This is a genomic window from Streptomyces sp. NPDC059373 (assembly GCF_042751495.1).
GTDB lineage: Bacteria > Actinomycetota > Actinomycetes > Streptomycetales > Streptomycetaceae > Actinacidiphila.
In genome coordinates this window covers 490930-516805 of sequence record NZ_JBHYXC010000002.1, presented here as the reverse complement: position 1 = coordinate 516805, position 25876 = coordinate 490930, and the positions used below count along the sequence as shown (strand labels likewise).

At 70.9% G+C, this 25876-nt stretch carries 24 protein-coding genes and 3 tRNA genes; 11 read left to right on the top strand and 16 right to left on the bottom strand.

From position 1 onward, the window contains the following. Window positions 1-50: 50 nt before the first annotated feature. From ACFXJ5_RS06630 to ACFXJ5_RS06620, 3 genes are all read right to left on the bottom strand, one after another. The gene (locus tag ACFXJ5_RS06630; protein ID WP_384627739.1) at window positions 51-617 is read right to left on the bottom strand and encodes a hypothetical protein; all 567 of its coding nucleotides are present in this window, start codon (window positions 615-617) and stop codon (window positions 51-53) included. 110 nt (window positions 618-727) lie between these two features. Further along, window positions 728-3991, bottom strand: a complete 3264-nt coding sequence (locus ACFXJ5_RS06625; protein WP_384627736.1) for a PAS domain-containing protein — start codon at window positions 3989-3991, stop codon at window positions 728-730. 183 nt (window positions 3992-4174) lie between these two features. Continuing rightward, window positions 4175-4630 (bottom strand): SSI family serine proteinase inhibitor, encoded by a 456-nt coding sequence (locus tag ACFXJ5_RS06620; protein ID WP_384627733.1) that lies wholly within the window; start codon window positions 4628-4630, stop codon window positions 4175-4177. Between the two features lie 176 nt (window positions 4631-4806). Between ACFXJ5_RS06620 and ACFXJ5_RS06615 the strand changes: the two genes are divergently transcribed. Then, window positions 4807-4897: transfer RNA gene (locus ACFXJ5_RS06615), tRNA-Ser, on the top strand. A 153-nt stretch (window positions 4898-5050) separates the two neighbouring features. Then, window positions 5051-5123, top strand: a tRNA-Arg gene (locus ACFXJ5_RS06610). 190 nt (window positions 5124-5313) lie between these two features. On the opposite strand, the gene ACFXJ5_RS06605 is transcribed toward ACFXJ5_RS06610, so the two are convergent. Together ACFXJ5_RS06605 and ACFXJ5_RS06600 are read right to left on the bottom strand one after the other, a co-directional pair. Further along, on the bottom strand, window positions 5314-6024 hold the full coding sequence (locus tag ACFXJ5_RS06605; RefSeq protein ID WP_384627731.1) for an alpha/beta hydrolase: 711 nt from the start codon (window positions 6022-6024) through the stop codon (window positions 5314-5316). 138 nt (window positions 6025-6162) lie between these two features. Next, window positions 6163-6750 (bottom strand): DUF3455 domain-containing protein, encoded by a 588-nt coding sequence (locus ACFXJ5_RS06600; protein ID WP_384627729.1) that lies wholly within the window; start codon window positions 6748-6750, stop codon window positions 6163-6165. A gap of 106 nt (window positions 6751-6856) precedes the next feature. Here ACFXJ5_RS06600 and ACFXJ5_RS06595 point away from each other — a divergent pair, with 106 nt between their 5' ends. The 3 genes from ACFXJ5_RS06595 (at window position 6857) to ACFXJ5_RS06585 (ending at window position 8127) form a co-directional block, all read left to right on the top strand. After that, on the top strand, window positions 6857-7465 hold the full coding sequence (locus ACFXJ5_RS06595; protein ID WP_384627726.1) for a histone deacetylase: 609 nt from the start codon (window positions 6857-6859) through the stop codon (window positions 7463-7465). Then, a complete protein-coding gene (locus ACFXJ5_RS06590) occupies window positions 7452-7853 on the top strand; it encodes a hypothetical protein (RefSeq protein ID WP_384627724.1) in 402 nt (133 codons plus the stop codon). Before ACFXJ5_RS06595 ends, ACFXJ5_RS06590 begins: the two co-directional genes overlap by 14 nt. A gap of 61 nt (window positions 7854-7914) precedes the next feature. Next, window positions 7915-8127, top strand: coding sequence for an EF-hand domain-containing protein (locus ACFXJ5_RS06585; RefSeq protein ID WP_384627723.1), 213 nt, complete (start codon window positions 7915-7917; stop codon window positions 8125-8127). 46 nt (window positions 8128-8173) lie between these two features. Here the strand turns inward: ACFXJ5_RS06585 and ACFXJ5_RS06580 are convergent, their stop codons facing one another. The 8 genes from ACFXJ5_RS06580 to ACFXJ5_RS06545 form a co-directional block, all read right to left on the bottom strand. Then, window positions 8174-9343 carry a lipid-transfer protein gene (locus tag ACFXJ5_RS06580; protein ID WP_384627720.1) on the bottom strand — a complete coding sequence of 390 codons (1170 nt, stop codon included), beginning with the start codon at window positions 9341-9343 and terminating at the stop codon, window positions 8174-8176. Beyond that, window positions 9340-9732: a MaoC family dehydratase gene (locus tag ACFXJ5_RS06575; protein ID WP_384627717.1), complete on the bottom strand. Its 393-nt coding sequence runs from the start codon at window positions 9730-9732 to the stop codon at window positions 9340-9342. Before ACFXJ5_RS06575 ends, ACFXJ5_RS06580 begins: the two co-directional genes overlap by 4 nt. Before the next feature lies 1 nt (window position 9733). Further along, window positions 9734-10654: a bifunctional MaoC family dehydratase N-terminal/OB-fold nucleic acid binding domain-containing protein gene (locus ACFXJ5_RS06570; protein WP_384627715.1), complete on the bottom strand. Its 921-nt coding sequence runs from the start codon at window positions 10652-10654 to the stop codon at window positions 9734-9736. A 194-nt stretch (window positions 10655-10848) separates the two neighbouring features. Further along, complete coding sequence (locus ACFXJ5_RS06565; protein ID WP_384627713.1) at window positions 10849-11154, bottom strand: hypothetical protein; 306 nt, start codon at window positions 11152-11154, stop codon at window positions 10849-10851. A gap of 484 nt (window positions 11155-11638) precedes the next feature. Further along, on the bottom strand, window positions 11639-12313 hold the full coding sequence (locus ACFXJ5_RS06560) for a hypothetical protein (RefSeq protein WP_384627710.1): 675 nt from the start codon (window positions 12311-12313) through the stop codon (window positions 11639-11641). A 469-nt stretch (window positions 12314-12782) separates the two neighbouring features. Beyond that, window positions 12783-14399 (bottom strand): MFS transporter, encoded by a 1617-nt coding sequence (locus ACFXJ5_RS06555; RefSeq protein WP_384627708.1) that lies wholly within the window; start codon window positions 14397-14399, stop codon window positions 12783-12785. Window positions 14400-14614: 215 nt separating this feature from the next. Next, window positions 14615-14701: transfer RNA gene (locus tag ACFXJ5_RS06550), tRNA-Ser, on the bottom strand. Between the two features lie 62 nt (window positions 14702-14763). Beyond that, window positions 14764-16251 carry a S1C family serine protease gene (locus ACFXJ5_RS06545; protein WP_384627705.1) on the bottom strand — a complete coding sequence of 496 codons (1488 nt, stop codon included), beginning with the start codon at window positions 16249-16251 and terminating at the stop codon, window positions 14764-14766. A gap of 165 nt (window positions 16252-16416) precedes the next feature. Between ACFXJ5_RS06545 and ACFXJ5_RS06540 the strand changes: the two genes are divergently transcribed. The 3 genes from ACFXJ5_RS06540 to ACFXJ5_RS06530 all read left to right on the top strand — a co-directional run bounded on the left by ACFXJ5_RS06540 (window position 16417) and on the right by ACFXJ5_RS06530 (window position 19013). Next, window positions 16417-17256, top strand: coding sequence for a glycerophosphodiester phosphodiesterase (locus tag ACFXJ5_RS06540; RefSeq protein WP_384627702.1), 840 nt, complete (start codon window positions 16417-16419; stop codon window positions 17254-17256). A 143-nt stretch (window positions 17257-17399) separates the two neighbouring features. Then, window positions 17400-17942, top strand: coding sequence for an ATP-binding protein (locus ACFXJ5_RS06535; RefSeq protein WP_384627700.1), 543 nt, complete (start codon window positions 17400-17402; stop codon window positions 17940-17942). Window positions 17943-18041: 99 nt separating this feature from the next. After that, complete coding sequence (locus ACFXJ5_RS06530; RefSeq protein WP_384627697.1) at window positions 18042-19013, top strand: DUF5926 family protein; 972 nt, start codon at window positions 18042-18044, stop codon at window positions 19011-19013. A 265-nt stretch (window positions 19014-19278) separates the two neighbouring features. Here ACFXJ5_RS06530 and ACFXJ5_RS06525 read toward each other — a convergent pair whose 3' ends face one another. Beyond that, a complete protein-coding gene (locus ACFXJ5_RS06525; protein ID WP_384627694.1) occupies window positions 19279-19794 on the bottom strand; it encodes a hypothetical protein in 516 nt (171 codons plus the stop codon). 127 nt (window positions 19795-19921) lie between these two features. Next, window positions 19922-20602, bottom strand: coding sequence for a bifunctional DNA primase/polymerase (locus tag ACFXJ5_RS06520; protein ID WP_384627691.1), 681 nt, complete (start codon window positions 20600-20602; stop codon window positions 19922-19924). Window positions 20603-21201: 599 nt separating this feature from the next. On the opposite strand from ACFXJ5_RS06520, the gene ACFXJ5_RS06515 reads away from it, so the two are divergent. Continuing rightward, on the top strand, window positions 21202-22575 hold the full coding sequence (locus ACFXJ5_RS06515) for a PP2C family protein-serine/threonine phosphatase (protein WP_384627688.1): 1374 nt from the start codon (window positions 21202-21204) through the stop codon (window positions 22573-22575). A gap of 61 nt (window positions 22576-22636) precedes the next feature. Further along, entirely contained in the window at window positions 22637-24094 is a 1458-nt protein-coding gene (locus ACFXJ5_RS06510; RefSeq protein WP_384627685.1) for an aminopeptidase P family protein, read from the top strand. Here ACFXJ5_RS06510 and ACFXJ5_RS06505 read toward each other — a convergent pair. Next, on the bottom strand, window positions 24084-24881 hold the full coding sequence (locus ACFXJ5_RS06505) for a nucleotidyltransferase (RefSeq protein ID WP_384627683.1): 798 nt from the start codon (window positions 24879-24881) through the stop codon (window positions 24084-24086). The two genes, ACFXJ5_RS06510 and ACFXJ5_RS06505, sit on opposite strands and share 11 nt — an antisense overlap. A gap of 208 nt (window positions 24882-25089) precedes the next feature. Here ACFXJ5_RS06505 and ACFXJ5_RS06500 point away from each other — a divergent pair, with 208 nt between their 5' ends. Next, entirely contained in the window at window positions 25090-25833 is a 744-nt protein-coding gene (locus tag ACFXJ5_RS06500; RefSeq protein ID WP_384627680.1) for a hypothetical protein, read from the top strand. Window positions 25834-25876: the final 43 nt, after the last annotated feature.

Here is a 25876-nt window from a genome sequence, read left to right as displayed (position 1 = left end):
AGGCGTACGGAGGGCGGTACGGGCCGCCCTCCGTACGCGTATGGGGGTGATCACCAGTCGAAGATGGAGTGGTGGTCCCACTCGTGGTGGTCCCATTCGTGGTGGTCGTCCTTCTTCTTCTGGTCGTCCTTCTGGTCGTCCTTGCCGGGTGGGCAGGGCTCTTCCGTGGTCGTGGCATTCGGCGTGACGAAGAGCCGCAGCCGCACCAGGCCCTTGGAGCCCGGGGTGCCGGGGGTGGACTCGTTGACCGCGATGACCTGGTTGCCGACCGGCAGGTCCCGGGTGGGCGTGCAGATCCACTTGCCGTCCGTGCCGACAATGGCGTAGCAGTACAGGTCGCCGTCCTCGGGCCAGACGGTGACGACGTCACCGGCCGTGCCCGTTCCACTGAAGACCGGGCGGCGGGTGGTGATGGTGTCGGCGGTGGTGGGAGTGAGAAGCGTCAGTGCGCGGTCCGTCACGCGGGGCCGGGCCTTGGCGACCGCCTGTTCGGCCGGCGCGCTCGGCCCCTCCGCCGATGCCACGCCGCCCATCGGTCCGACGATCAGGAACAGGGACAGCGCGAGCATCGGAGCGGCGAGCGCCCGGGGGATGACGGGGACGTATCGCTGAGTCATGCGTTCCTCGAAACGGTGCGGCACCCGACCGGGGGCGGGCGCGGTCAACTTGACGTTCCGAGCGGAACATGACGGACGATCACCTGCGACTCGGGTGAGCCGAAAGAGCGTCAGGAACCGATCTTGCTCAGCAGATCGACGATCCGGGACTGCACATCCGTGCTCGTCGACCGCTCCGCGAGGAACAGCACCGTCTCGCCGGAGGCGAGCCGCGGCAGCTCGGCCGGGTCGATGTCCACCGAGGTGTAGACGACCAGCGGAGTGCGGTTGAGCTGCCCGTTGGCACGCAGCCAGTCCACGATGCCGTGCCTGCGGCGCCGGACCAGCATCAGGTCCATGACCACCAGGTTCGGATGCACCTGTGAGGCGATCGTCATCGCGTCCGCCTCGGAACCGGCCTGCGCGACCTGCATCCCGCGCCGCTCCAGCGTGCCGGTGAACGCCTCCGCGATGGGCAGATGGCTCTCCACCAGCAGCACCCGGGGCGGATGCTGCTCGCTGTCGCGCGGCGCAAGCGCCTTGAGGAGTACGGCGGGATCGGCACCGTACGCCGCTTCGCGGGTGGCCTGCCCCAGCCCGGCGGTGACCAGCACCGGGACCTCGGCCTGGGCGGCGGCCTGGCGCAGCGACTGCAGGGCGGTGCGGGTGATCGGGCCGGTCAGCGGGTCGACGAAGAGCGCGGCGGGCGGCTCGGCGACCTGCGCGTCGACCTCCTCCCGGCTGCGTACGATCACCGGTCGGTAGCCGCGGTCGGTCAGCGCCTGGCGGGTCGAGACGTCCGGCTCGGGCCACACGAGCAGCCGACGCGGCTCGCCCAGGACGGCCACGCTCTCGTCGGTCACGTCGACCGCGCCGTTCGGGCCGTCCAGCGGCTCCGGGCCCTCGTCGCTCTCGGTGGGGGCCCCTATGGCATAGGCCCGGCCGGCGGACTGCGGCTGCTGGGCGGACGGCTGCTGCGGTTGCTGCTGTTGGGGTTGCTGCTGCTCCGGCACGGTGGGGTGCGGGCGGGCCTCGCCCTCGGCGGGGGCGTTGAGCTTGCGCCGGCGGCCGCTGGGGGCGCTCTGCGTCTGCTCGGCGATCTGCTGGGCGAAGGGGACGCCCTGGCCGAGGGTGCGCACGCTTATCGCCCGACTGCCGTGGGTGTCGCCCTGGGGATGCGGCTGGGCCTGGGGCAGGGGGGGCTGGGGGGCCGGGGGTTGGGGCTGCGGCTGCGGGGCCTGGACCTGGGGCTGCGGTTGGAGCTGCGACTGCGGGGCGCGCTGGGTCTGCTCCGGGATCGACGGATGCTGCTGCGGCGGCAGTTGCGGCTGTTGCTGCGGCTGTTGCTGCTGGACGACCTGCGGCGGGGCCTCGAGTTCGAGCATGGCCGGACGCTCCTCGGCCGCCGCCGGGAGCTTGCGCGGGTCGACGATCGCCGAGGGCCGCCGCTGCGCGGAGCCGTTCGCCTCCGGCCACTCCGGGGCTTCCGGGGCGCGGCGGGCCCGACGCCCGGTGGGCGCTTCCTGGGCGTCGGCCGTGGCGGGGGGCAGCGCGGGGAGGCCCGACGGCCGACCGGGGTGGCCCACCTGGCCCGACTGGCCCGCCTGGCTGTCATCGGCGGCGGGGCGCCTGGCGCGGCGGCCCGTCGGCTGTTCCGGGTGCGGCTGCGGATGCTCGGGCTGGTGGGGCTGCTGGGCCGGCTGCTCCGGGGTCTGGTCCGCCGGCTGTCGCAGCGCACGGCGCCGGCCGCTCGGGGTGTCCGTGGCCGCCGCCGGGAGTGCGATGGCGCCGGCGGGAGCGGGACCGGCCACCGACGCGTCCTCCGACGCCTGCCGCTGCCGGGGCGGGCCCGGCTTCGTGGTCGTCCCCCGGATCGGCTCGGCCGGCAACGGCATGACCGTCGTCTCCGACTCCCGTACCGGCTCCTTCACCGTGCCGGCCGCCGCGCCTTTGCCCGGGCCGACCGGCACCTCGAGGACGTACGCGCTGCCCTGGCCCGGCACTTCGTGGGTCTGCAGCACGCCGCCGTGCCGCTCCACGATGCCGCGCGCTATGGGCAGATGCACCGGGTCGCCGCCCGCGTGCGGGCCGCGCACCTCGATCCGTACGACATCGCCCCGCTGCGCCGCCGCCACGACGATCGTGGAGTCACCGCCGCTGGGCAGCACCGGGATGTTCCCGGCCGCGTCGACCCCGGCGACGTCCGCGATCAGGTGCGAGACCGCCTGGGCCAGCCGGTCGGCGTCCACCGTGGCCTCTATGGGCGGCGCGTGCACCGCGTACTGCGCGCGTCCGGGGCCGATCAGCTCGACCGCGCCCTCGACGCCCGCCGCGACAACCTTGTCCAGGGAGGTCGTCAGTCGCTCCAGCTTGTCCTCGCCGCGGTCCAGCCGCTGGAAGGCCAGCACATTGTCGATGAGGGTGGTGATGCGGGCGTATCCGGCGGCGAGGTGGTGCAGGATCTGGTTGGCCTCGGGCCACAGGTGCCCGGCCGGGTCGGCGGCCAGGCCGACCAGCTCGCCGCGCAGCTCGTCGATCGGCCCGCGCAGCGACTCGCTGAGCACCGCCTGAAGCTGCGCGTGGCGCGCGGCCAGGGCGTTGAAGCGGCTCCGGTCGGTGAACGTCATGACCGCGCCGACCAGCTGCTCGCCCTCCCGTACCGGCGCCGTCGTCAGGTCCACCGGGACCGCCTTGCCGTCCTTGCGCCACAGCACCTGGCCTCGTACCCGGTGCTTCAGGCCACTACGCAGGGTCTCCGCCAGCGAGGTCTCCTCGTACGGGAGCGGGGAACCGTCCGGGCGCGAGTGCTGGATCAGCGGGTGCAGCTCCTGGCCGCCGAGGTCGGTGGCGCGGAAGCCGAGGATCTGCGCGGCGGCCGGGTTGACCAGCACCACCCTGCCCTCGGTGTCGACGCCGACCACACCCTCGGACGCGGCGCGCAGGATCATCTCGGTCTGCCGCTGCTGGCGGGCGAGTTCGGCCTCGGTGTCGAGGGCGCCGGTGAGGTCGCGGACCACCAGCATCAGCAGCTCGTCGCCCGTGTAGCTGTAGGTCTCCGCGAAGGCGGTGCGCGCGTCGTCGATATTCGCGCTCGTAACCTCCACCGGAAATTCACTGCCGTCGGTGCGCCGCGCGACCATCCGGGTCGGCTTCGTCCGGCCGTCGTCGTCATCGGGCCGCCGCATGGAGCCCGGGATGCGCTTGGAGTCGAAGGCCGGCAGAAGGTCGAGCAGCCCGCGCCCGACGAGGGCCGTGCCGGGGGACTCGAAAGTCTCCAGGGCTATCGAATTGGCGTTGACGACGGTGCCGTTGGCGTTGACCAGGAGCAGCGCGTCAGGCAGGGCGTCCAGTATTGCCGCGAGGCGAGCAGCGCCTCGGGATGGCCTGCTGCTCACGAGACGCGTCCTCCCTGATGTACCGCATGTGCCGCACACCGCTGGCGGTGGCCCGGTGGACCCCGCGCTGCCGGTGGCGGCCCATCTTGCCGCTGCCTTCGCGGCCTGTCACTAGAGCGAGTGTACGGGCAGTCGTTGGGCCAGCGGTCGTGGATGCTCATGTCCCGTACGGGATGGAAGTGTTCACGGCCGCCATCCGGAATTGTGGCGTCCGTCACCTTCCGTCGGCACGGCCACGGGCAGCACCGGCGCCATGTCGTCCCACCGGGCGGTCTCACAGCCGTTGGCCCGGTTGTAGCGCGCCCGTACCGGCGCCCCCCGCCAGGTGCCGACCACCGTCGCCTTCTGCGGGCCGCCGTAGATCATCGTGCACATCTGCCCCGCCGGCGGCGGCCCCACCGGCCCTCCCAGCGCGTCCAGCCGGTCACACGCCGCCTGCGCGTCCGGCAGCGTCCCGGACGCCGGATGGCAGACCAGCTCATACGTCGCCACGTGGTCCTCCCCGTCGTCCACCGTCACGGTCAGCCGGTCCACCCCCAACGGCACGGGCACCGGCCCCGCCGCCCTCGCGCCGGTCGCGGTCAGCAACGGCAGCCCGACGGCCCACAGGGCGGCCAGCGTCATTCGGCTCATTCGCATGCCCCCGTCCCTACCTCCCCGCACCCCCGCACCCCCCTGATCCACCCGATCGTGGGCGCGTCGCCGCGGAACAGCTTTGCTCTGCCCGTACGAGGCCTAGTAACCTGGTCTGCGATTGGTGACAGCCCGCCCGGCTGTGCCATCATCTGCACACACCCGCTCGCGCGGGCGTGTCTGGAGGCTTCGCCTAGTCCGGTCTATGGCGCCGCACTGCTAATGCGGTTTGGGACTTCAATCCCATCGAGGGTTCAAATCCCTCAGCCTCCGCTCCAGTCCGGAAGCCCCGGCCGATCACCGGCCGGGGCTTCCGGCGTTTTCCCAGCTCAGCATGGGTGCGGGCAATGGATTTCACCTCACGCGGCCGGTCATGTAATGTTGTTCCCGCAACGCAGACCGGCCGGAAAGCGCCGGGAAGCACCAGCACTCGTAGCTCAACGGATAGAGCATCTGACTACGGATCAGAAGGTTGCAGGTTCGAATCCTGCCGAGTGCACAGCAGCTCAGAGGCCCCTGGGGATCATTCCCGAGGGGCCTTTTTCGTGCCGTACAGCAGCGAAGTACAGCAACGCCCTTGATCAGCCGCCGCCCATCGCTTCGGACAGCTGACGCCTTCGGGTGGCATCGGTTCTGCCAACTCAGCCTTGTACCGACGGCCTGATGCAGCCGGAAGCGCTCTGGTCGTCTCAGCGCGTGGCTGAGCGCACTCCGGAAGCGGCCTTCTTGATGATCGCGGCAACGACTGCCGGCTGCGACAGGAAAATCGCGTGGCTACCGGCGGCTTCGGCAACAGTTGAGCCGGCCCGCTCAGCCATCGAGCGCTGAGCTGCCGGGGGGATCATCTTGTCTTCGGTCGCGACGAGATACCAGCTGGGCTTGGTCCGCCACGCCGGCTCGCTGATCGTGCCGCTCAAAGCGTCAACGCCCCACGGGACCTGCGAGTCGGCCATGAACGCGGCCGGTTCGGCATCCACGTCGCCTGCGAACGAAGCAGGGAACTTCGCCTTGTCGAGGAATAGGAAGCCGTCCTGCGGCGGCAGAATCGGCGGTACGGGAGCTCCGGGCGGCGGGTTGGCAATGAGCGTGTTCACCGACTCGTCCCGGTCCGGCGCGAAGGCCGCAATATAGACGAGCCCCGCTACATTGGGACTGTTCCCCGCCTCGGTGATGACCGCTCCGCCATAGGAATGGCCAACGAGGATGACCGGTTCGCTCTGCGCATCGATGACGCGTTTGGTCGCGGCGACGTCACCGTCGAGTGTCAGCGTCGGATTCTGGACGACACTGACGCTGTAGCCATCCTTCTTCAGGAGGTTGTAGACCCCCTGCCAGCCGGAGCCGTCGACAAAACCGCCATGGACGAGTACCACCGTCCCCGATGTCCCTTCGGCACCCATGATGATCTCCTTCCTAGGGGCACGAAGCGGTGTAACAATGATACATATAGCCATAAATACGACCAATTGGGTCCGGCTGCACAGCAACCCCCTCCGGGATCATCCCGGAGGGGGCTTTGTCGTACCCGGGGCAGTGGCTCACTGCGTGGGGGCGTAGAAGGCGTACGTGGCGGAGTAGGGGACGCCGATCTGGGCGGTGCCGGTGCAGGGGGTGGTGGGGGCGAGGCCGCCGTGGGTGCGGAGGCGCTGGACGTAGGAGATGTCGCCGAAGAGGCCGTTGCCGCGGGTGGCGGTGGCTTTGAGGAGGAGTTCGGGGATGGCGCCGTCGTGGGGGACGCTGGCTGCGGCGGCGGCGTTGACGGCGCTGCCGTCGCGGGTGGAGATCCAGACGGGGCCGCGGGAGTGCAGGGCAAGCGGCTGCTTGGCGGGGTCGTTCCCGGCCCAGAGGGTGGCGGCGGGCTCGAGGAAGGTCCAGGCGCCGTTGGTGCAGGTGTAGGTCTGCACGCCCTTGGCGTCGAGGACGGCGACACGATGGTTGCCGTCCGGGACCTGGAGCGCGGCGGGGATGCCGGTGAGCGCCGGGACCGGGTGCTGGTCCGCCGCCTGGCCCGAGGCGGCGGTCGCGAGGAGGGCGGCGCCCGCGGTGGCGAGGGCGGCGGCGGTGAGGGTGAGGCGCTTGGCGAGCTTCATGGCCGTGGACTCCGATTCGTGAACGTACTTCCGCATGGACGCCGCGGTGGGCGCGGCGTCCGGAGGGCTCACTGTTCGATCACGTTGAAGGAGGAAACTCGGTTCAATGGAGGAGCTGCCAACTTCGGAGGTGTGCGCTTCCATGCAGGTCTGGTACGCGTCCTACGGCTCCAACATGCACGGTGCCCGCCTCGCCCGCTACCTGGGCGGCTGCCGTGATCCGCGCCCGCCGGAGCGGTCGGTGGCCGTTGAGCTGCCGGGAAGCGTCTACTTCGCGTACGAGTCGAAGAGGTGGACCGGCGGGATGGCCTTCTACGATCCCGATGCGCCCGGGGTGGTGTGGGGCCGGGCGCATCTGCTGACCGCCAGGCAGTTCGCGGACATCGCCACCCAGGAGATGCACCGGCTGCCGGACGCCGATCTGGCCGTCGACCTGGGGACGCTGGCGGTGGGGGAGCGGGTCACGCTGGGGGACGGGCGGTACGAGACGGTGGTGTGCGCCGGGGAGATCGAAGGGCGGACACTGCTGACCTGCACCGCGCCCTGGGCCCTCGCCGACGTGGCCTGGCGGAAGCCGGCCGCCCACTATCTGGGGCATCTGGCCGCCGGGCTGGTCGAGGCGGGGGCATGGGAGGCGGGGAGGATCGCCGAGTACCTGGCGGCGCGGCCGGGGGCGGCGGGTGAGTGGAGCGTGGCACAGATCGCGGCGCTGATGGAGGGGGAAGCGGATGGCTGGGGTGCGCAGTCGTAGGTGGGCGGGTCTGCTGGCCGGGGCGGGCGTGGTGCTGCCGCTGTTCGCCCTCGCCGAGCGGGTGCCGATGCTGGCAGGGGGCAAGCCGAGGGAGTACGCGCTGTGCCATGCCGCTCTGGCCCCGGACCACTACACGTACGCGGCGCTCGCGCTGATCCCGGTGGCGGCAGTGGTGGCCGTCGTGGCGTCGGTCGCCCTGTGGCGGCGCGGACCGCTGGCGGGGGTGGCCGGCCTCATTGCCCTTGTTGGGCTGCCGGTCATGGCGGACGGTCTGGACGCGCGGGGCGAGACGCTGGCGGCTCGGTCGTCGGCGCCGGCCTTTTTCGAGAGGTCGTGTGACTATCCGATCCGGGTCTACACCGCGACTCCCGGGTTGTTCTATCCGTAAAACCGACCGCCGCTAATGTGTGCGGGTCAGACAAGCTGCACACACGGAGGGGAAGCTTTCGATGGCGGACATTGAGTCGGCGCGGACGGCGTTCGAGCGGTACGACCTGGACGGCGACGGGTACATCACGGCGGCCGAGTACAAGAAGGTCATGGCCGAGCTCGGTGACCCCTATGTCAGCGAGACGGTGGCGCAGGCTGTCATCGCGGCGAAGGACATCAACGAGGACGGGCTGCTGACGTTCGCGGAGTTCTGGGCGGGCCTGGGCGACTGACGCCGCCGGGGCCGGGCGCGGACAGGTTGCTGGGCTGCGGGGGGCCTCAGTCCGCGCCCAGCACCAGCCCCGAGGTCGGCACCCCGGTCCCGGCGGTGACGAGGACGTGCGCGGCGTCGGGTACCTGGTTGACGCTGCTGCCGCGCAGTTGGCGTACGCCTTCGGCGATGCCGTTCATGCCGTGGAGATACGCCTCCCCCAGCTGCCCGCCGTGCGTGTTGACGGGCAGCCGGCCGGCCTCCATGAAGGCGCCGCCCTCGCCGCGGCCGCAGAAGCCGAACTCCTCCAGCTGCATCAGCACGAACGGCGTGAAGTGGTCGTACAGCACCGCCGTGTCGACGTCCTCCGGCCCCAGTCCGGCCGTCCGCCACAACTGCCGTGCCACGACGGCCATCTCGGGCAGCCCGGCGAGGTCCCGGTCCCGCCGGTAGTAGCTGGTCATCTGCTCCTGCGCCCGCCCCGCGCCCTGCGCGGCAGCACGGATCACCGCGGGCGGATGCCGCAGATCGCGGGCCCGCTCGGCGGAGGTCACCACGATCGCCTGGCCCCCGTCCGTCTCCTGGCAGCAGTCGAGCAGGCGCAGCGGCTCCACGATCCAGCGGGAGGCGGCGTGGTCGGCCAGGGTGATCGGCTTGCCGTAGAAGTACGCGGCCGGGTTGGTGGCCGCGTGCCGCCGGTCGGCGACCGCGACGTGGCCGAAGACCTCCGCATCAAGGCCGTATTCGTACAAATATCGCTGTGCCGACATGGCGACCCACGAGGCGGGGGTCAGCAGCCCGGACGGCAGGTTCACCCCCAGCGCCGCGCCCTCCGCCGACGGCTCGCGGTGCTGGACCCCGGAGCCGAAGCGGCGCCCCGACCGCTCGTTGAAGGCCCGGTAGCAGACCACCACGTCGGCCACCCCGGTCGCGACCGCCATCGCCGCCTGCAGCACGGTCGCGCAGGCCGCGCCGCCGCCGTAGTGCACCCGCGAGAAGAAGCCCAACTCCCCGATCCCGGCGGCCTGTGCGACCGCGATCTCGGGGCTGGTGTCCATCGTGAAGGTCACCATGCCGTCGACGTCGGCCGGCGTGAGCCCCGCGTCGTCCAGGGCCGCCCGCACCGCCTCCACCGCCAGCTTCAGCTCACTGCGGCCCGAGTCCTTCGAGAACTCCGTCGCCCCGATCCCGGCGATCGCCGCCCGCCCGCCCAGGTTGTCCCGGCTCCGTACGCTCATCGGGCCGCCACCTCCAGCTCGACTTCGACGGTGCCGGTGACGTGCCGGCCGATGCCGTTCGCGCCGACGACCTCGACGGTGACGCACGGGCCGTCCACCGCCGTCACGGTCCCGGTCAACGTCAGTTCGTCGCCGGGGTAGTTGGGCGCGCCGAGCGTGATCTTCAACCTTCTGATGGTGGTCGCCGGGCCGAAGCACTCGGTGACGTACCGGCTGACCAGCCCATTCGTCGTCAGGATGTTCATGAAGATGTCCGGCGAGCCCTTGGCCCGCGCGGCCTCGGCGTCGTGGTGCACGTCCTGGTAGTCGCGGGTCGCGACCGCCCCCGCGACGATCAGCGTGCGCGTGACGGGAATCCGCAGCTCTGGCAGCACCACGCCGACCTCCACCTCACACCTCCGGCCGGAACACGGGCACGGTCATGTCCTCGTCCACCCGCAGGAATTCCAGGCCGACGCCCATCCCGATCCGCACCTTCTCGTACGCCACCCCGACCACGTTCCCGAGCAGCCGCACCCCCTCGGCCAGCTCCACGAGCGCGACCGCGTACGGCGGTTCGAAGGCGGGGAAAGGCGGATGGTGCATGACGACGTACGAATGGACGACGCCGGCACCGCCCGCCTGTACGGTGTCCCACCCCGGCGAGCCGCACGCATCGCAGCCGGGCAGCCAGGGCAGCCGCAGCGCGCCGCAGCCGGTGCAGCGCTGAATGAGGAGGCGGTGGTCGCGAACGCCCTCCCAGTAACCGGCGTTGTCACGGTTGACGACCGGCCGGGGGCGGCTTGGCCCTGCGGACTTCTGCGGCGCGGGCGCGTACTTGAGGATCCGGAAGCGATGCGTGCCGACCAGCTCACCGCCCCCCGCCGTCCGGATCTCGGTCCGGGTGGTGACGAAGTGCCCCGCGCCCAGCTTCGTGGACTTCCGGGCCGACACCGACTCGATCACGGTGTCGAAGCTGATCCGCTCACCGGGCCGCAGCGGCCGTACGTACTCCTGCTCGCTGTCGGTCGCCACGACCGACGTACACCCCGCCTCGTCCAGCAGCGCCAGCAGTTCCTCGTACGCCGGCGTCCTGGCACCCCCACCGCCCCCGTGCCCCGACAGCCCGCCCATGGTCCACACCTGCAACATCGCCGCCGGCGCCGCTCCGTCCTCCGGCACCGCATGGCCCATGGCCTCGCACCAGTGCCGGATCATCGCCGGGTTCACCGGGTCCTTGCCGGCCGCCCCGGTGGCGGCAGCCTGGCCCTCGTACGCCTTGAGGCGGCCGAGGAGGTCCGGTGTTGTCCGGTTCTGCGCGGGTATGAGCACGGGGCGGCCTCACCAGAGAGTTGATCTGACTACCCGTCAGATTCTTTCCTGTTGGCCATCCTGTCAAGCGGCCAGAAGTTTTCCACACCCTGTGGACAAACAATTCACCCTCCCGGACACGGCTGCGCGACGGCACTGAGGATGCCGTCGCGCAGCCGCCCTTGCGCGGACCGCTCAGGCGGCCCGGGTCCCCGTCATCCCTGCGGTGCGAAGTGGATGGCCCAGTTCGACTGCCGGATCTCCGTGAACGCCGAACCCACCACGCTCGCCGTGTTGTTCTGGTTGGACGCCCCCGCCCCCGTGGCCGCCTGCTGCGTCGTCGTCACACTGCCGAAGTTGTCACCGCGGACATTGCCGCCGCTGTTGCTGACCACGGTCGCATTCGACCCGTTGCCCGCGATCGCCCCGTTGTCAGCCATCGCCGTCCCGGCGAACAGCGCCGCCGCCAGCGGCAGTGCCGCCATCGCGGCCAGGACACGAGCGGTACGGATGCTTGCCATGAATTCTCCTTCAGGGGTGCTTGCTCGCGGGGTCCGGTTGGCCGACCGCCCCGCCGGCTCTGCGACGTCGCCGAGATCAGAGTTGCCCACCCCATCCCCGCCCAACCGGACCTCCCGGGTCATTTAGCTCGCAAGCGTGACGATCTGTCGACAAACCTCCAATATCGCCCCCTGCCCATCCCGCCGCCCCCACCGACCCCCGAATCCCGTGCCCCCCAACGGCCGAACCGTTCCGCCACATTCCCGGACAATCCCCAAACCTCCCTCGAAGTCGGGGCCGGCCCAGTGCCTTTGACAGGGGAACGACGGTCCCTCACGAGCCACACGTACGAGAGCGGCCCCCGACCGAGTCACCTGGTCGGGGGCCGCTCACCTGCGGTGGGTGTGGGATCTGAACCCACGGTGACATCGTTGCCATGCCCTGGCGTCCCGCCGCCAGGGGCAACCCGCGCCGGCCACCGGCACCGGCGCTCCGTCGCGTCGGCTACTCGTAGCCGACGACCTTGAAGTCCTTGTTGACGAAGACGTGGTGCGGCCAGTTGATGCTGATGTTGTGGACCTCGTACTCGCCGCCGCTCAGCTCCACCACGCGGTCGACGATGCCTCCGGGCACGACGGCCTGCGCGGCCTTCGTCGCCTTGTCCGCCGTCGTCCCGCTGAGGATCGTCCCCTCTCCCTCGGTGTAGACCGGGATCTGACCGACCGACTTCGTCGGGGACGGCGTCCCCTGCTGGAAGGGGATCACCCCTGCCGCCTCGGCAGCCGCAGCTCCGCCGTCGCCCCCGGGCTGCACGATGACGTGCGTAGCCGTGATGGTCGCGCTGTCCACCGTCCCCAGGACGAGGACGCTTGCGCCCTCCTTCACGGCGCTCGCCGAGATGCGGCGGGTTCCCTTCTTGTAGGTCGTGGAGGACACCTCGTCGACGGTCAGCTCCACACCCGTTGCCGTCGCAAAGGTGAAGCCCGACGTGGACGTGGTGTCGACGATGCCGGTCGCACCCCCGGCGGCAGGCCCGGTCACGGGCCCGCCGGTGGGCGTTACGGTCGGTGCGGGCGTGGCTGCGGCCGAAAGGGGCGACCCGGACGACGAGATTTCCGCCGCGGCCGACGTGCCGGCACCGGTGAGTCCGGCCATCGCACACGTCAGCCCGGCGGCCACGATCCATCCACCCCTTTTCTTCGACAGCAACCGCCCTACGCTTGGCCGGCGTGCTTGCGCGGCCATGGTCGCCGGGGCTGACCCGGCCGACGAGTGGCTTGTGTGGTCGTAGTCGTTCATGACGGCTCTCCCATCGCTTGGGCAACTACGCAGAGCCTGTCGGTTGTTCATAAGAGAACACCGTGATTGACCTGTGACTGCCCTTTGCCCATCCGGTGCTTGGAGGGCGGGCACATGTTGGCCCACAGATGGCCCATACGGGCTGGTCAAGCCTGGGATACGGGTGAGGTGGGGCGCATGCCGATGGGGTGCACCTCCGAAAGGTGCACCCCATCTGACCAGCACCTACGCCGACCTGTGCGGTGGGTGTGGGATCTGAACCCACGCAATGATCAGCCCGTTATCCACTGCCCCGAGGTGCGGTGGGGGCCGTCGCACGGGGATGGCCCGACAACAAGGCCATCCGCGGCTACACCTCCGTCGAGCGGGGCTGGGTCCTCGGGATCCGTGAGGTGAAGAACAACGCGAGGAGAGCGGCGAAGGCGAGGATGGCGAGTGCAGCGCGCAGGCCGTCGACCCTGGCCTCGGCGTTTGCGTCCAGCGCGGCCTGGGTCACTTCCGTGCTTGTGCCGGCTTCGTCGAGGGCGGTCTTGAGCTGGGCGTCCGACAGGAAGGGTGCGCCACTTTGAAGTTGGACGGTCGCCTGACTCTTGACGTCGGCCGGAACCGCCGGATTCTGATCGACGCTGGCCAGGAACGAAGACGTGAGCGCGGCGATCAGGATCGACCCGGCGAGTGCCGTACCGATCGAGGCGCCGAGGTTGGTGACGGCGTTCTGGACACCGCCGACTTCAGCGCTCTGTTCTTCCGGTACTGCGGACACGGTGACCGACCCGAGCTGGGACGCCAGCGCGCCCATGCCGAGCCCGATCAACAGGAGCGGGATGGTGACGATTTCCGCACCGGCGTCTGCGTCGAGCGCGGCCATCAGGACCACCGCGCCTGCGAGCAACGCAAGGATCCCGAGCCGCACCACCCGCCGCGGAGAGACGTCCGGGAGGAAGCGCGGGATCAGGATCGCGGCCGCCAGCAATGTCAGCGAGAGCGGCAGGATGCGGGCACCGGTCGCGAGCGCGGACAAACCCAGGGCAACCGACAGGTAGAGCGGTACGACGAAGAACACACCCATCTGCACGAGGTACTGGAAGAAGAACATCGTCAGCCCGCCGGTGAGCTGCTTGTTCTGCAACATTGCTGGGTCAATGAGTGGTTCCCTGTGCCGCTTCACGAGGCGGGCCTCCCAGCGGAGGAAGAGCCAGATCAGAAGCAGACCTGTCAGCATCAGCCACACGACCAGGGAAACCCCGAGCCATGAAGGCGCGTCGGGCTTCGGCTTGAACCAGCCCCATTCATCCGATCGGAGTACCCCGTAGACGAAGATCCCGAGCCCGAGGGCGGAGAGCACTGCGCCGACGAGGTCGATGCGAGGGCGTTCGTCGCTCGCAGCGTCGGCGATGCGGCGGGCAAGCACCAGGATGCCGAGCACCATCAGAACCTCACCGGCGAACACCCAGCGCCAGGAGAAGTACGTCGTCGCGACACCCCCGATGAGCGGCCCGACCGCGATCGCCACGGCCCCTGCGGCCGCGACCAGTCCGTAGGCGGCGGGGCGGCGTTCAGCAGGGAAGTTGCCAGCCACGAGGGCCACGATCGCCGGCAGGATGAGCGCCGCCCCGATCCCCTCGAGGAACGACCAGCCGAGCAGCAGCACGGGCAGGTTCGGTGCGAGCGCCGTGACCAGCGAGCCGCAGCCGTAGATGCCGCAGCCGATCATGAACGCGCGTTTGCGGCCGATCAGCGCCCCGACCTTGCCGCCGGGGATCATGAACATCGCCATCACGAGGGTGTAGGCCGTGATGGCGCCTTGGATACCCGTCACCGTCGTGCCCACGTCATCGGCCACCGTCGCGATCGAGACGTTCATGACAGAGCTGTCGAGCGCCATCAGGAACTGACCGGCCGCGAGTGTCAGCAGGACGACTCGCGCCGTTGCCGAACTCTCGGTGGTGCCTGCCTTGGGTGCCATGGGCGAAGCGTCGCAGCCGCCCCGGAGGACAGATCCGCGACCCGCCACACAGGTCCACCGGTTGGAGGGTTGGGTAGCTACGGATCAGAAGGCCCCGTACGTGCCCCCAGTCGTGCCCGATCGAGCGGAAAACACCGGGGAACGGCGGGCATCCACGGGCAGCACGCAACACAACAGCCCCTGACCGATCTGCCTGGTCAGGGGCCGTTCACGTGCGGTGGGTGTGGGATTTGAACCCACGGTGACATCGCTGCCACGACGGTTTTCAAGACCGTTCCCTTAGGCCGCTCGGGCAACCCACCCCGCGTCCGCCCGGGTGGGGGGACGCGGGGACAGCCTAACGGGTCCGGGGGGAGGGGGGTGATCAGCTGGTGCTGTCGCCCTTGCGCTCGCCGAGGGTGAGGGAGGCGGTGTGGGAGGTGCCGTTGCGGGTGTAGGTGAGGGTGACCTTGTCGCCGGGCTTGTACTGCCAGATCTCGCCGATGAGGGTGGGGCTGGAGTCGATCACGGTGTTGTCGAACTTGGTGATGACGTCGCCGGCCTGGAGCCCGGCCTTGTCGGCGGGGCCGCCGGAGGTGATCGCCCCGGAGCCGGTGGAGATCTTGGCGCCCTCGCCGGTGTAGCTGGAGTCGACGGAGACGCCGATGACCGGGTAGACGGGGACGCCGGTGGCGATGAGGTCCTTGGCGACGCGGCTGGCCTGGTTGATGGGGATGGCGAAGCCGAGGCCGATGCTGCCGGACTGGGAGGTGCCGTCGGAGCTGCCGGTGGACTGGATGGCGGAGTCGATGCCGATGACGGCGCCCTCGGCGTTGAGGAGGGGGCCGCCGGAGTTGCCGGGGTTGATCGAGGCATCGGTCTGTATGGCCGACATGTACGAGGCCGAGGAACCGGTGCCGTCGCTGGAGGCGACGGGGCGGTTCATGGCGGAGACGATGCCGGTGGTGACGGTGCCGGAGAGGCCGAAGGGGGCGCCGATCGCGATGGTGGCGTCGCCCACCTCGGTGGTGTCGGAGTTGCCGAGGGCGAGCGGCGTGAGCTGGGAGGCGCTGATGCCCTTGAGCTTGATCACGGCGACGTCGTAGCCGGAGGCACGGCCGACGACCTCGGCGGTGTACTTCTTGCCGTTCGAGAAGGTCGCGGTGAGCTTGCCGCCGTTGGCGGCGGGGGCGACCACGTGGTTGTTGGTGAGGATGTGGCCCTGCTTGTCGTAGACGAAGCCGGTGCCGGTGCCGCTCTCGGAGGTGCCGGTGGCCTCGATGGTGACGACGCTGGGAAGGGCCTTCTTGGCGATGGCCGCGACCGAGGTGGAGGCGCGGCTGAGGTCCTTGGAGTTGCCGGACGAGGCCACCGTGGTGGAGCTGGAGCCGTTGTCGGAGCGGTCGGCGGCCCACCAGCCGACGCCGCCGCCGACGCCACCCGCCAGCAGCGCGGCGACGAGTACGGCGGCGACCAGGCCACCGTTGCCGCGCTTCTTCGGCGCGGGCGCCGCACCCGGGAACGGGGCTCCGTACGGGTCGGTGGGCGGCGGCGCGCCCCAGTCGGGGCCGGCCGGACCGGCGGGGGCGGCCGAAGCGGCGGCGAAGGCGGCCGGGACCGGCGGAAGCGGCGCGGTCTGGGCGGCCGGCGGCGCGGTCGGCGGCGCGCTGGGCTGCTCCGCGGGCGGCCCCGCCTGCGCCACAGCGGGCGCCTGGGCCGGAACCGCCGGCGGGGCGGCGGGAGGAGCCGGCGGCACGGTGGGCAGCTGGGCCGTCTTCGGCTCCGCCTCCGGCACGGGCGGCACGGACGGCTCCGGCGTCGGCGCGGACGCCGGTGCAGCCGGAGCCGGGCCGACCTCGTTCTCGGTGCTCACAGCTGTTCTCCTCAACATCATGACGCGGGAAGGACGCGGGTGTGTGGCGGCTCACTATTTTTCAGTGCAACCGACAGGCTGGACACAGCTTTTCCCACCGGGTGTCAGACCGCCGTAAACACCCGGCGGACCGGCTGGACCGCTCCGCGGTGGCACGATAGCCCGGTGACTTATGTGCGTGCGGGCCGGGATGCCGTCCCGGGTGGGAATCCGATCCAGGTCGTCGCCCACCGGGGAGCGTCGGAGGATGTCCCGGAACATACGCTCGCCGCCTACCGCAAGGCCATCGAGGACGGCGCCGACGCCCTCGAATGCGACGTCCGGCTGACTGCCGACGGCACGCTGGTCTGCGTACACGACCGGCGGGTCAACCGTACGTCCAACGGCCGGGGCGCCGTCTCCGCGATGGAGCTGGCCGATCTCGCCGCGCTCGACTTCGGCTCGTGGAAGGGTCAGCACGCGGACGCGGAGGCCCCGGACCGCTTCGACGGCGATCCCGAGGATCTGAGCCGGGTACTGACCCTGGAGCGGCTGCTGCGGCTGATCGCGGACACCGATCGGCGGATTGAACTGGCCATCGAGACCAAGCACCCCACCCGCTGGGCGGGCCAGGTCGAGGACCGGCTGCTCGAGCTTCTGGGCCGCTTCGGGCTGGCCAAGCCGGCGCCCGGCGAGCCGTCCCCGGTGCGTGTGATGAGCTTCTCGTCACGCTCGCTGCGCAGGGTGCGGCTGGCGGCGCCGAGCCTGCCCACGGTCTTCCTCATGCAGTACGTGCTGCCCAGGCACCGTGACGGCCGGCTGCCGGCCGGCGTACGGATCGCCGGGCCCAGCATCCGCATCCTGCGGGCCAACCCCGGCTACGTGGCGAAGCTGCACCGGGCCGGGCACCGGGTGCACGTGTGGACGGTGAACGAGCCGCAGGACGTCGAGCTGTGCGTACGGCTCGGGGTGGACGCCATCATCACCAACCGCCCCAAGCAGGTGCTGTCCCAGCTCGGCCGGTGAGCCGAAGTTTTACACGGAGTGCACCGGCGCGTTCGCACGGTGTTCGATCGGTGTGAGTGCCCCAAGAGATCGCAGTTGGCCGGTTTCCGGTCCAGGCCGGGAGGGCATCCATCCCGTGGCGTGGGGTGAAGGAGGTCTCGGGGGTGGCGTTGGTGGTGGCCCAAGAGGTGCCGACGTCCTCGACCATGGCCCTGCCCCATGGTCCGACGGGCGTCGCTGAAGCGCGGCGGAGACTCCGCAAGGAGCTCTTCTCGCACGGAGTTCCCGACACGGTGATCGACGACGCGGTGCTGATCCTGTCCGAGCTGCTCAGCAACTCGTGCCGGCACGCGCGGGCGCTCGGCGCTGATCCGGACGGCAGGCGGGACGGGGAACGCGACGGGGACGGCCGCGGTATCCGGGCCGCCTGGCGGATCGACGAGGACGGCCTGCTCACGGTCGAGGTCACGGACGGCGGCGGCCCGACCCGCCCGCTTCCGGCCAGCCCGTCGCTCACGGCGCGCGGCGGGCGCGGACTCGGCATCGTGCGAAGCCTTTCCCTGCGGTGGGGTGTGCGGGACGCGCCGGGCGAGGTGACGGTGTGGGCGCAGCTGCCGATACGCGGGAGGCATGCCCGGCGGGATGACCTCGCGCCGCGTATCGAGGTGCCCATCGACTTCGCCGATCCCTTCGAAGACCTTCCGTAGGGGTACGAACACCTTCCGCAGGCCTTCACAGGACCTTCCGCAGGCCGCCGACCGCTAGGCTCTGGCCGGAACACAGCCGTTACCGGGAGAGATCGAGCCATGGCGAAAAAGCGCCCGACGAAGACGTCCAAGGCCAGTGCCCCGCAGATCAACGCCGGGGAGATCCCGGTCGTCGGGGCGCGCGAGCCGTGCCCGTGCGGTTCGGGGCGGCGGTACAAGGCGTGCCATGGCCGGGAGGCGGCGCACGCGGTGACGGAGCTGGTGCGGCGGCCGTTCGAGGGGCTGCCCGGTGAATGCGACTGGGTGGCGCTGCGCGAGCTGGTGCCGGCCGCGACCGTCGAGCTGACCTTGAAGGGCGGGCTGCCGGAAGGCGTTCCGTCCGTGACGCTGGCGACCGTACTGCCGATGGCCTGGCCGGGGCTGCGCCGCGACACCGGCGCTGTGCTGCTCGGGCTGCAGAACGACACGGCGTCGGGCGACATCAGCCGGGACCTCGCCGACACGCTGCAGCGCGCGCTGGCCGCCGAGCCGGGCTCGCCGGTGGACGGGGAACGGCCGGCGCCGGACGGGCCGAGGCTGCAGGATCTGCTGGACCCCGACGCGCCGTTCGCGCCCGTCGTGCACACCGGGTTCGAGTTCTGGCTGGAGAACGCGGAGGGCGTGACCGGCGAGGTGGCGGCGTCCCTGGAGCGGGCGAACGCGGCCGCGATCCCGACCGTACGGCTGACGGGGGTGGACGCGGCGTACTGGTGCGAGACGCCGGAGAAGAACCACCTGCGCTGGGTCATGCCGCATCCGGAGGAGCAGTTGCTCGACGCGCTGGCCCGGCTGCACGCCGCCGGTACGTCCTCGCTGGGCGAAGGCACGCGCCTGGTCGGCTCGTTCAGGGCGCACGGGCTGCTGGTGCCGGTGTGGGACCTGCCCGTCGGGGTGACGGCGGACGAGGTGGAGAAGCCGGCCGCCGAGTTCGCCGAGCGGCTGGCCGAGGCGCTGGCCTCCGACGCGCCGCTCAACGCCGACGAGCGGCGGGCCCGCAGCGGCTTCACCAACCGCCAGATCACCCTCAGCTGAGCCCGCGCCGGAGCCGGGCCCGAACCGAGCCCGAGCACGGCCGAACGTGATCCTGGTCACAACTCCGCTACGGCCCAGTAGTTAAGGGCCGTTGCCGCCGGCGAAGCCGGGCGTACGAATTTGCGTACGAGCGAAAACTTGTTACCGTTTAAACAGTCCGGTCGCTGGTGCATCCCCCGTCGCCAGCGACCGGACGTTCAACTTTCCGGCCTGTCAGTGGCCGCACGTGACCCTTTTGCACCCTTCGGCGCCCTTCAGTGCCTCTTCAGTGCCCGGACCCGGCGCGCAGCACCAGCCGGTCCGCGTCCTTCGTCGCGATCTCCGCCACTGCCGCATAGGCATCAGGGACCGTCCGCTCGCGCGGCGTCTCGCAGCTTCCCGTCCGCCGGTCCGCCGCGATGGGACAGGTCACCTGCACCGTCCGCCCGTCGGGCCGCATCAGCGTGAGTACGCCGCTGAGTTGGTGGCCGGTCGCATTGCGGTAGTACGTACGCGCCCAGGTGTCGCCGTCCTCGGTGAGGGTGCAGGTCTGCGCCCTCAGGCCGTCGGGCGAGGCGAGCTGGGGGCCGCAGGAGGCGGTCTGCCGGGTGTCGTCGGGCTCGGGGGCGGGCTCGTCGGCGGGTTCCTCGGTACCCAGCAGGGGGAGGCGGTCCAGCAGGCCGCGTTCCCTGCCGCTGGGCGGGCCGGCGACTGCGGCGGCCAGAGGAATCAGCGCGAAGATCGCGACCACGCTCGCGAGGGCGATCAGGCGCAGGTTCGAGGCACGCTCCATCCGGCTCATGGGCCGAACATAGCGGCAGAAACAGGCCTGATCAGAGGGCCGCGCGGCGCTCGCCGGACAACGGCCCCCTGCTCCAACCCGAAAGAGTGACCCTCAGGTCCTCGGCACCCTCCGGGGCCTCAGACCTTCAGTACGTGAGCCGCGTGCCGTCGGGCTCGGTCGTGCCCGCCTGCACCAGGGTGTTGATGACGACCCCGATGTCCGGCAGCCACGGAGCCCGCGTCCCGGCATCCGCCGCAGCCTCGACGACCGGCGGCCGGACCCAGCTCGCCTGCCCGGGCCCGACGGGCGACGGCGGCAGCACCACGTAGCCGCCCTGCCCGTGATAGCGGAGCGAGGTGGGCACCCACTCCTGGCGGTCGAGGAGTTCGCCGAGCTCCTCCAGGGCGTACGGGGCGACGAGCAGCGCCATCCGCGTGGGGCTCGCCACCACCGGGCCGAGCCGGACGCCGAGCTTGTCGAAGACCTCCAGCGACCGCCGACCGGCGGCGACCGGGAGGCTCACCGCCGAGACGCGCTCGCCGGTGGCAAGCACCAGAGGCATATCGGGGCGCGCGGTCCACCACCAGCGCACCATGCGCGGATCGCAGGTCGCCCCGAGCAGGCCGGGATCGTGTGGATGCGCACCTGGCACCGGACAGTCCGGGCGCAGGCAGGCACAGTCGAACTCCGCCGGGTTGCGCCGGCCGCCGCGCGGGTCGGGGCCCGCACCGGGCACGACGGGCCATCGCCACTGCTCGGCGCAGAGGAGGGCCGCGGTCAGCAGCTCCGGACTGCTCTTGCGTCGCCTTCCGAGGATCTCGCGCATCTGCGCTCGTCCTTTCCGTTAGCGCTAGGGGAGCTCAGGGAGCCAGGGATCTGCCCATTACACAACGTAACCTGGAGCACACCGCTTACGAGGCAGCGCATCACGTCTCAAGCCGAGCGTGGAACATGGCGGGGGGTGGCGCCGGCATGGCGCTTGCCACACTTTGGCACCTGCTTGCGATTGCTCTGTGTAGTCCCGCTGGGCTGTGCGCCGTGCGAACACCCCGCCGTGGGGGGAGTTTCGGCCTGCGTGGTTTAAGACGCTCGAGCCGGGCGCCGGGTTCCTGGCCGCCTGCTCCCACCTCGTACGTACCCACTGTCGTGGATATGACGCGCTGTCGAACCCCAACAGTCGACCCCCAATTGTGGCACCCGGTGTCTCTTTTCAGCCAAGGTGCAGAGGGTGACGGTGAAGGATACGGTTTCCGACACCGGCCCGTCTACCAGGGCAATCCTGGACATGCCCCGCATCAGGCGGTACAAGTGAAGCCATTGATAGCGGCGCAGCATGACCAGGGGGTTTGCGATGCTATTGACAGAAATGCGCTGCTCTGCGGAGCTGGGCGCCCGCTCCGACGAAGATCGTGAAAGCCGACGGCCATGACAGCCGCGCGCCTTCCAAAAGTGGCCGGAATCAACCCACCCATTCCGACATCGGCGCACACTCCCGCTCCCACGGCGCCCATGCTCGAACAGCAGCCACGCCGTGGAGACTTCCGACCGGTCGACCAACTGGCGGCCATCCAGGACCGGTTGGCCTCCTGGATCTCGGATCTCACGACGCTCCACGAGCTCACGGAGCGTCTCGCGGCAACCAGCACCCTGGAGGCCGCACTGAGCGAACTGCTGCGCGCCGGCGGGGCGCTGCTCGGCGCCCGACGCGGATTGGCCATGCTCGAACCGGCCGACCTGCTCGGCCCGGACACCACCGTCGGTTTCGGGCTGGGCCGGGCCGACCTCGGCACGATCGAGACGGTGCCGGCGGAAGTGGCCGCGCCCGCCGCCGAGATCATCCACGCCGACCTGCTGCACGAGGCCGGACTCGACCCCCGGCACCGCGAAGTCGCCGCTCACCTGGGCTTCGGCGCCAGCTACTCGCTCCGCCTCAGCGCCGAGGTGGCCGGCGCGCTCGGCTCCGCCGTGTGGTTCTACGACGAACCCGCCCAGCCGGTCGAGCGCCAGCGGCACCTCGCCGGGCTCTACTGCCGGTACGCCACCGAGCACCTCGCCCGGCTGGTGGAGCTGGCCCGGGCCCGTACGACCGTCGCCACCCTCCGTGACGAACTGCTGCCCACCCGGCTCCCCCGCGTCCCCGGCGTCCGCCTCGCCGCCCGGCACCGCACCGGGCCGCGCGGCGGCGGCGACTGGTACGACGCCCTCCCGCTGCCGGAAGGCGCCCTCGGCCTCGCCGTGGGTGGAGTCACCGGCTCGGGGCCGAGCGCGGTCGCCGCGATGGGGCGGCTGCGGGCCAGCCTGCGGGCGTACGCCGTGATGGAGGGCGAGGACCCCGTCGCCGTACTCTCCGACCTGGAGCTGCTGCTGCGGCTCACCGAACCGGCCCGGGCCGCGACGGCGCTGTTCGGCTACGCCGAGCCCGAGCTGCGCAAGGTCCTGCTGGCCGGGGCCGGGCACTGCCCGCCGCTCGTCGTGGGCGACCGGCGGGTCGAGTTCCTGGAGACCTCGCTGTCCGCGCCGCTCGGCATGCTCTCCTGCTGGGAGGCACCCAGTGCCGAGTTCGAGGCCGGCCCCGGCGAGACCCTGCTCCTCTACACCGACGGCCTCCTGCACCGCACCGGCGAACCCATGGACCGTGCCCTTGCCCGCCTCCACGCCGCCGCGGCCTCCGCGCCGCGCGGCGCCCTGGAGGACCCGGGGGTGCTGGTCGACCACGTCCTCCACACCGTCCTCCCGGGCGGGCTGGACGAGCTGGACAGCCCGGAGGACGTGGTGCTGCTCGCGGCACGCTTCGACTGACCGGCCGGAGGCCGCCCGGTACGGACTTACGATGGTCCTGGTCTACACGAGGAGGCATGACGTGGCCGAGGACCGCGCCCCGGAGAACCCGGAAGGTGACGAGCCCATCAAGCAGCGGAAGAACGGCCTGTACCCGGCCGTCTCCGACGAGCTCACCGAAGTGATGAAGTCGGGCTGGGCCGACACCGAGCTGCACGACCTGCAGCCCGTCGAGCAGGCCCCGTACGCCGCCAAGCGCCGCGCCGCGCTGTCCGCCCGCTTCCCGGGGGACCGCCTGGTGATTCCGGCCGGCAACCTGAAGACGCGGGCCAACGACACCGAGTACGCCTTCCGCGCCGCGACCGAGTACGTCCACCTCACCGGCGACCAGACCCAGGACGCCGTCCTGGTCATGGAACCCCGTGCGGACGGCGGCCACGACGCCACCGCCTATCTGCTGCCCCGCTCCTCCCGCGAGAACGGCGAGTTCTGGCTCGACGGCCAGGGCGAGCTGTGGACCGGCCGCCGCAACAGCCTCGCCGAGGGCGAGCAGCTGCTGGGGCTGCCCTGCAGGGACGTACGCAAGGCGGCCGAAGAGCTGCGCGAGGCGACCGGCCCGGTCCGGGTCGTACGCGGCTACGACGCCGGCCTCGAGGCGGCACTGCACGACAAGGTGACGGCAGAGCGGGACGCCGAACTGAAGGAGTTCCTGTCCGAGCTGCGACTCGTCAAGGACGAGTGGGAGATCGGGGAGCTGCAGAAGGCCGTCGACTCGACCGCGCGCGGCTTCGAGGACGTCGTCAAGGTGCTGGACAAGGCCGAGGCGACCTCCGAGCGCTACATCGAAGGAACGTTCTTCCTTCGGGCGCGCGTCGAAGGCAACGACATCGGCTACGGCTCCATCTGCGCCGCCGGCCCCCACGCCTGCACCCTGCACTGGGTCCGCAACGACGGCCCCGTGCGCTCCGGCGAGCTGCTGCTCCTGGACGCCGGCGTGGAGACCCACAGCCTCTACACCGCCGACGTCACCCGCACCCTCCCCATCAGCGGCCGCTTCACCGACCTCCAGCGCAAGATCTACGACGCCGTCTACGAGTCCCAGCAGGCCGGCATCGAGGCCGTCAAGCCCGGTGCCGCCTTCCGTGACTTCCACGACGCCGCGCAGCGGGTGCTGGCCGAGAAGCTCGTCGAATGGGGCCTCCTCGACGGCCCCGTCGACCGGGTCCTGGAACTGGCCCTGCAGCGCCGCTGGACCCTCCACGGCACCGGCCACATGCTCGGCCTCGACGTCCACGACTGCGCCACCGCCCGCACGGAGACGTACGTCAACGGAACCCTCGAGCCCGGCATGGTCCTCACCGTCGAGCCCGGCCTCTACTTCCAGGCCGACGACCTCACGGTCCCCGAGGAGTACCGCGGCATCGGCGTCCGCATCGAGGACGACATCCTCGTCACCGCCGACGGCAACCGGAACCTCTCGGCCGGCCTGCCCCGCCGCTCCACCGAGGTCGAGAGCTGGATGGCGGCCCTCAAGGGCTGACCGGCCTGACGGCCTTCGTGCCGTGGACGGCGGTGTACTCCGCCGCCAGCCACGGCCCGAGGTCGTCCAGCAGCATCCGCAGAACGCCGAGCGCGGCCCGATCCGCGCTCGGCGTTCGCGCGAGCCCGGCCGCCTCCCGCATCTGCTCCGCGCGCTCCGGGTAGTACCGCCCGAACACCCGCGCCGACTCGGCCAGATCACTGGTCCAGCCGCCCCACCGCGGCATCACCAGCGTGAACCCGGTCCGTACGACCTTCCGCGACACGAACCGGCACAGCGCCCTGCGCTCGTCGTCCGTCACGGCGGCCGCAGCCCGCTCGCGCCATGGCGGCAGCTTCTGGCCCAGGTCGCCGTTGGTCTCGCGGGCCAGCAGTGAGGTCGGCTCGTAGCGCGGCAGCTTCTGGCCGAGGTCCTCGCCGAGGAGTGGCGTGCACAGGCAGGCCACGAACCAGCCCAGGTCGTAGCGCTCCGGCTCACTCAGCAGCGTCTCCGTGCTGGACAGCACCACCCCGGCTCCGTCGATCTGCGCGAAGTCCGCGTCCAGACCCGCCCCGAGCGCGCGGGCGTCGGCCCGGTCCGCCTCGGTCGGCTCGACGCGCAGCGCCAGCAGCAGGTCCAGGTCCGACACCCCCGGCACCGCCGTGCCGCGCGGGATGCTCCCGTACAGATACGCGCTGTGCAGCCGCCCGCCGCCGAACATCCCGGCGATCCGCTCCCGCGCCGCCTCCACCACCGGCCCGAACGCCTCGGGGACGTGACTCAGTGATCCTTCGCGTTCGATCAACATGCCGTGACTGTACGTTAATCGGCTCGTTGTCCCGTATGCGTGAGGGCAACTGGAGTTCGAGGCGTCGAGAGTGCGTGAAGTGGCGGATGGCCGGGCTGCTGACAGAAAGCCCCCGGTCGCAGAGTGAGTGGAATACGTGAGCAGCCCTCACTCCTGGCCCTGGATACGGGCAATGCCATCGACCGATTCCACACGGGAAGGCATCTCCATGCCACCGGAAACCGCATTGATCGAGTCGCGCGCCCTGCGCGACAGTGTCGTGGGCCGCACCGAGGTCCTCGACAAGGTGAAGGCGCTGGCGCTACTGCCGGACGGCCTGCATGTGACGACGCAGGGCGTCGCGGACTACTTCGGCGTCCACAAGGACGTTATCCACAAGCTCACTCAGCGCCATCGTGACGAGCTCACAGACAACGGACTACAGACGCTACGTGGCTCTGACCTGCGACGCTTTGAAGTGGACACTCTGTCCACTTCAAACTCAAGTTATCCACAAGGGCGCGCCCACCTCACGCTCTACGCCCGCCGGACCGTCCTCAACGTCGCCATGCTCCTGCGCGACAGCGACGTCGCCCGCCAGGTCCGTACGTATCTCCTCGACGCCGAGGAGACGGCCGGACGCGTACCGCAGCAACCGTCCACGGGCTACGTCTCGCTCGAAGATCTCGTCACCGACACCGCCGCCAAGGCCACCGTACGGATCCTCGAAGGTCCGATCGGCGCACGCCTGGACAGCCTCGACGCGCGGGTGACGAACGTCGAATCATGCCTCCACGACGTGGGGTCCGCCCTGCGCGAGCTCGGGCCGGTCATCGCCGGGATCTCGGTGCGCGTGGAGCGCATCGACCGGCGGCTCGACGCCACGCACCAGGTGGTGGGCGCCATGAGTGAGCGGCTGGCGGTATTCGGCGAGGATCTGCGGGCGCACATCAGCTCGCACACGCACAGCTGACGCCTGACAGCTGGGCAAAGGCCGCCCCGCCCCCGGGTTTCGC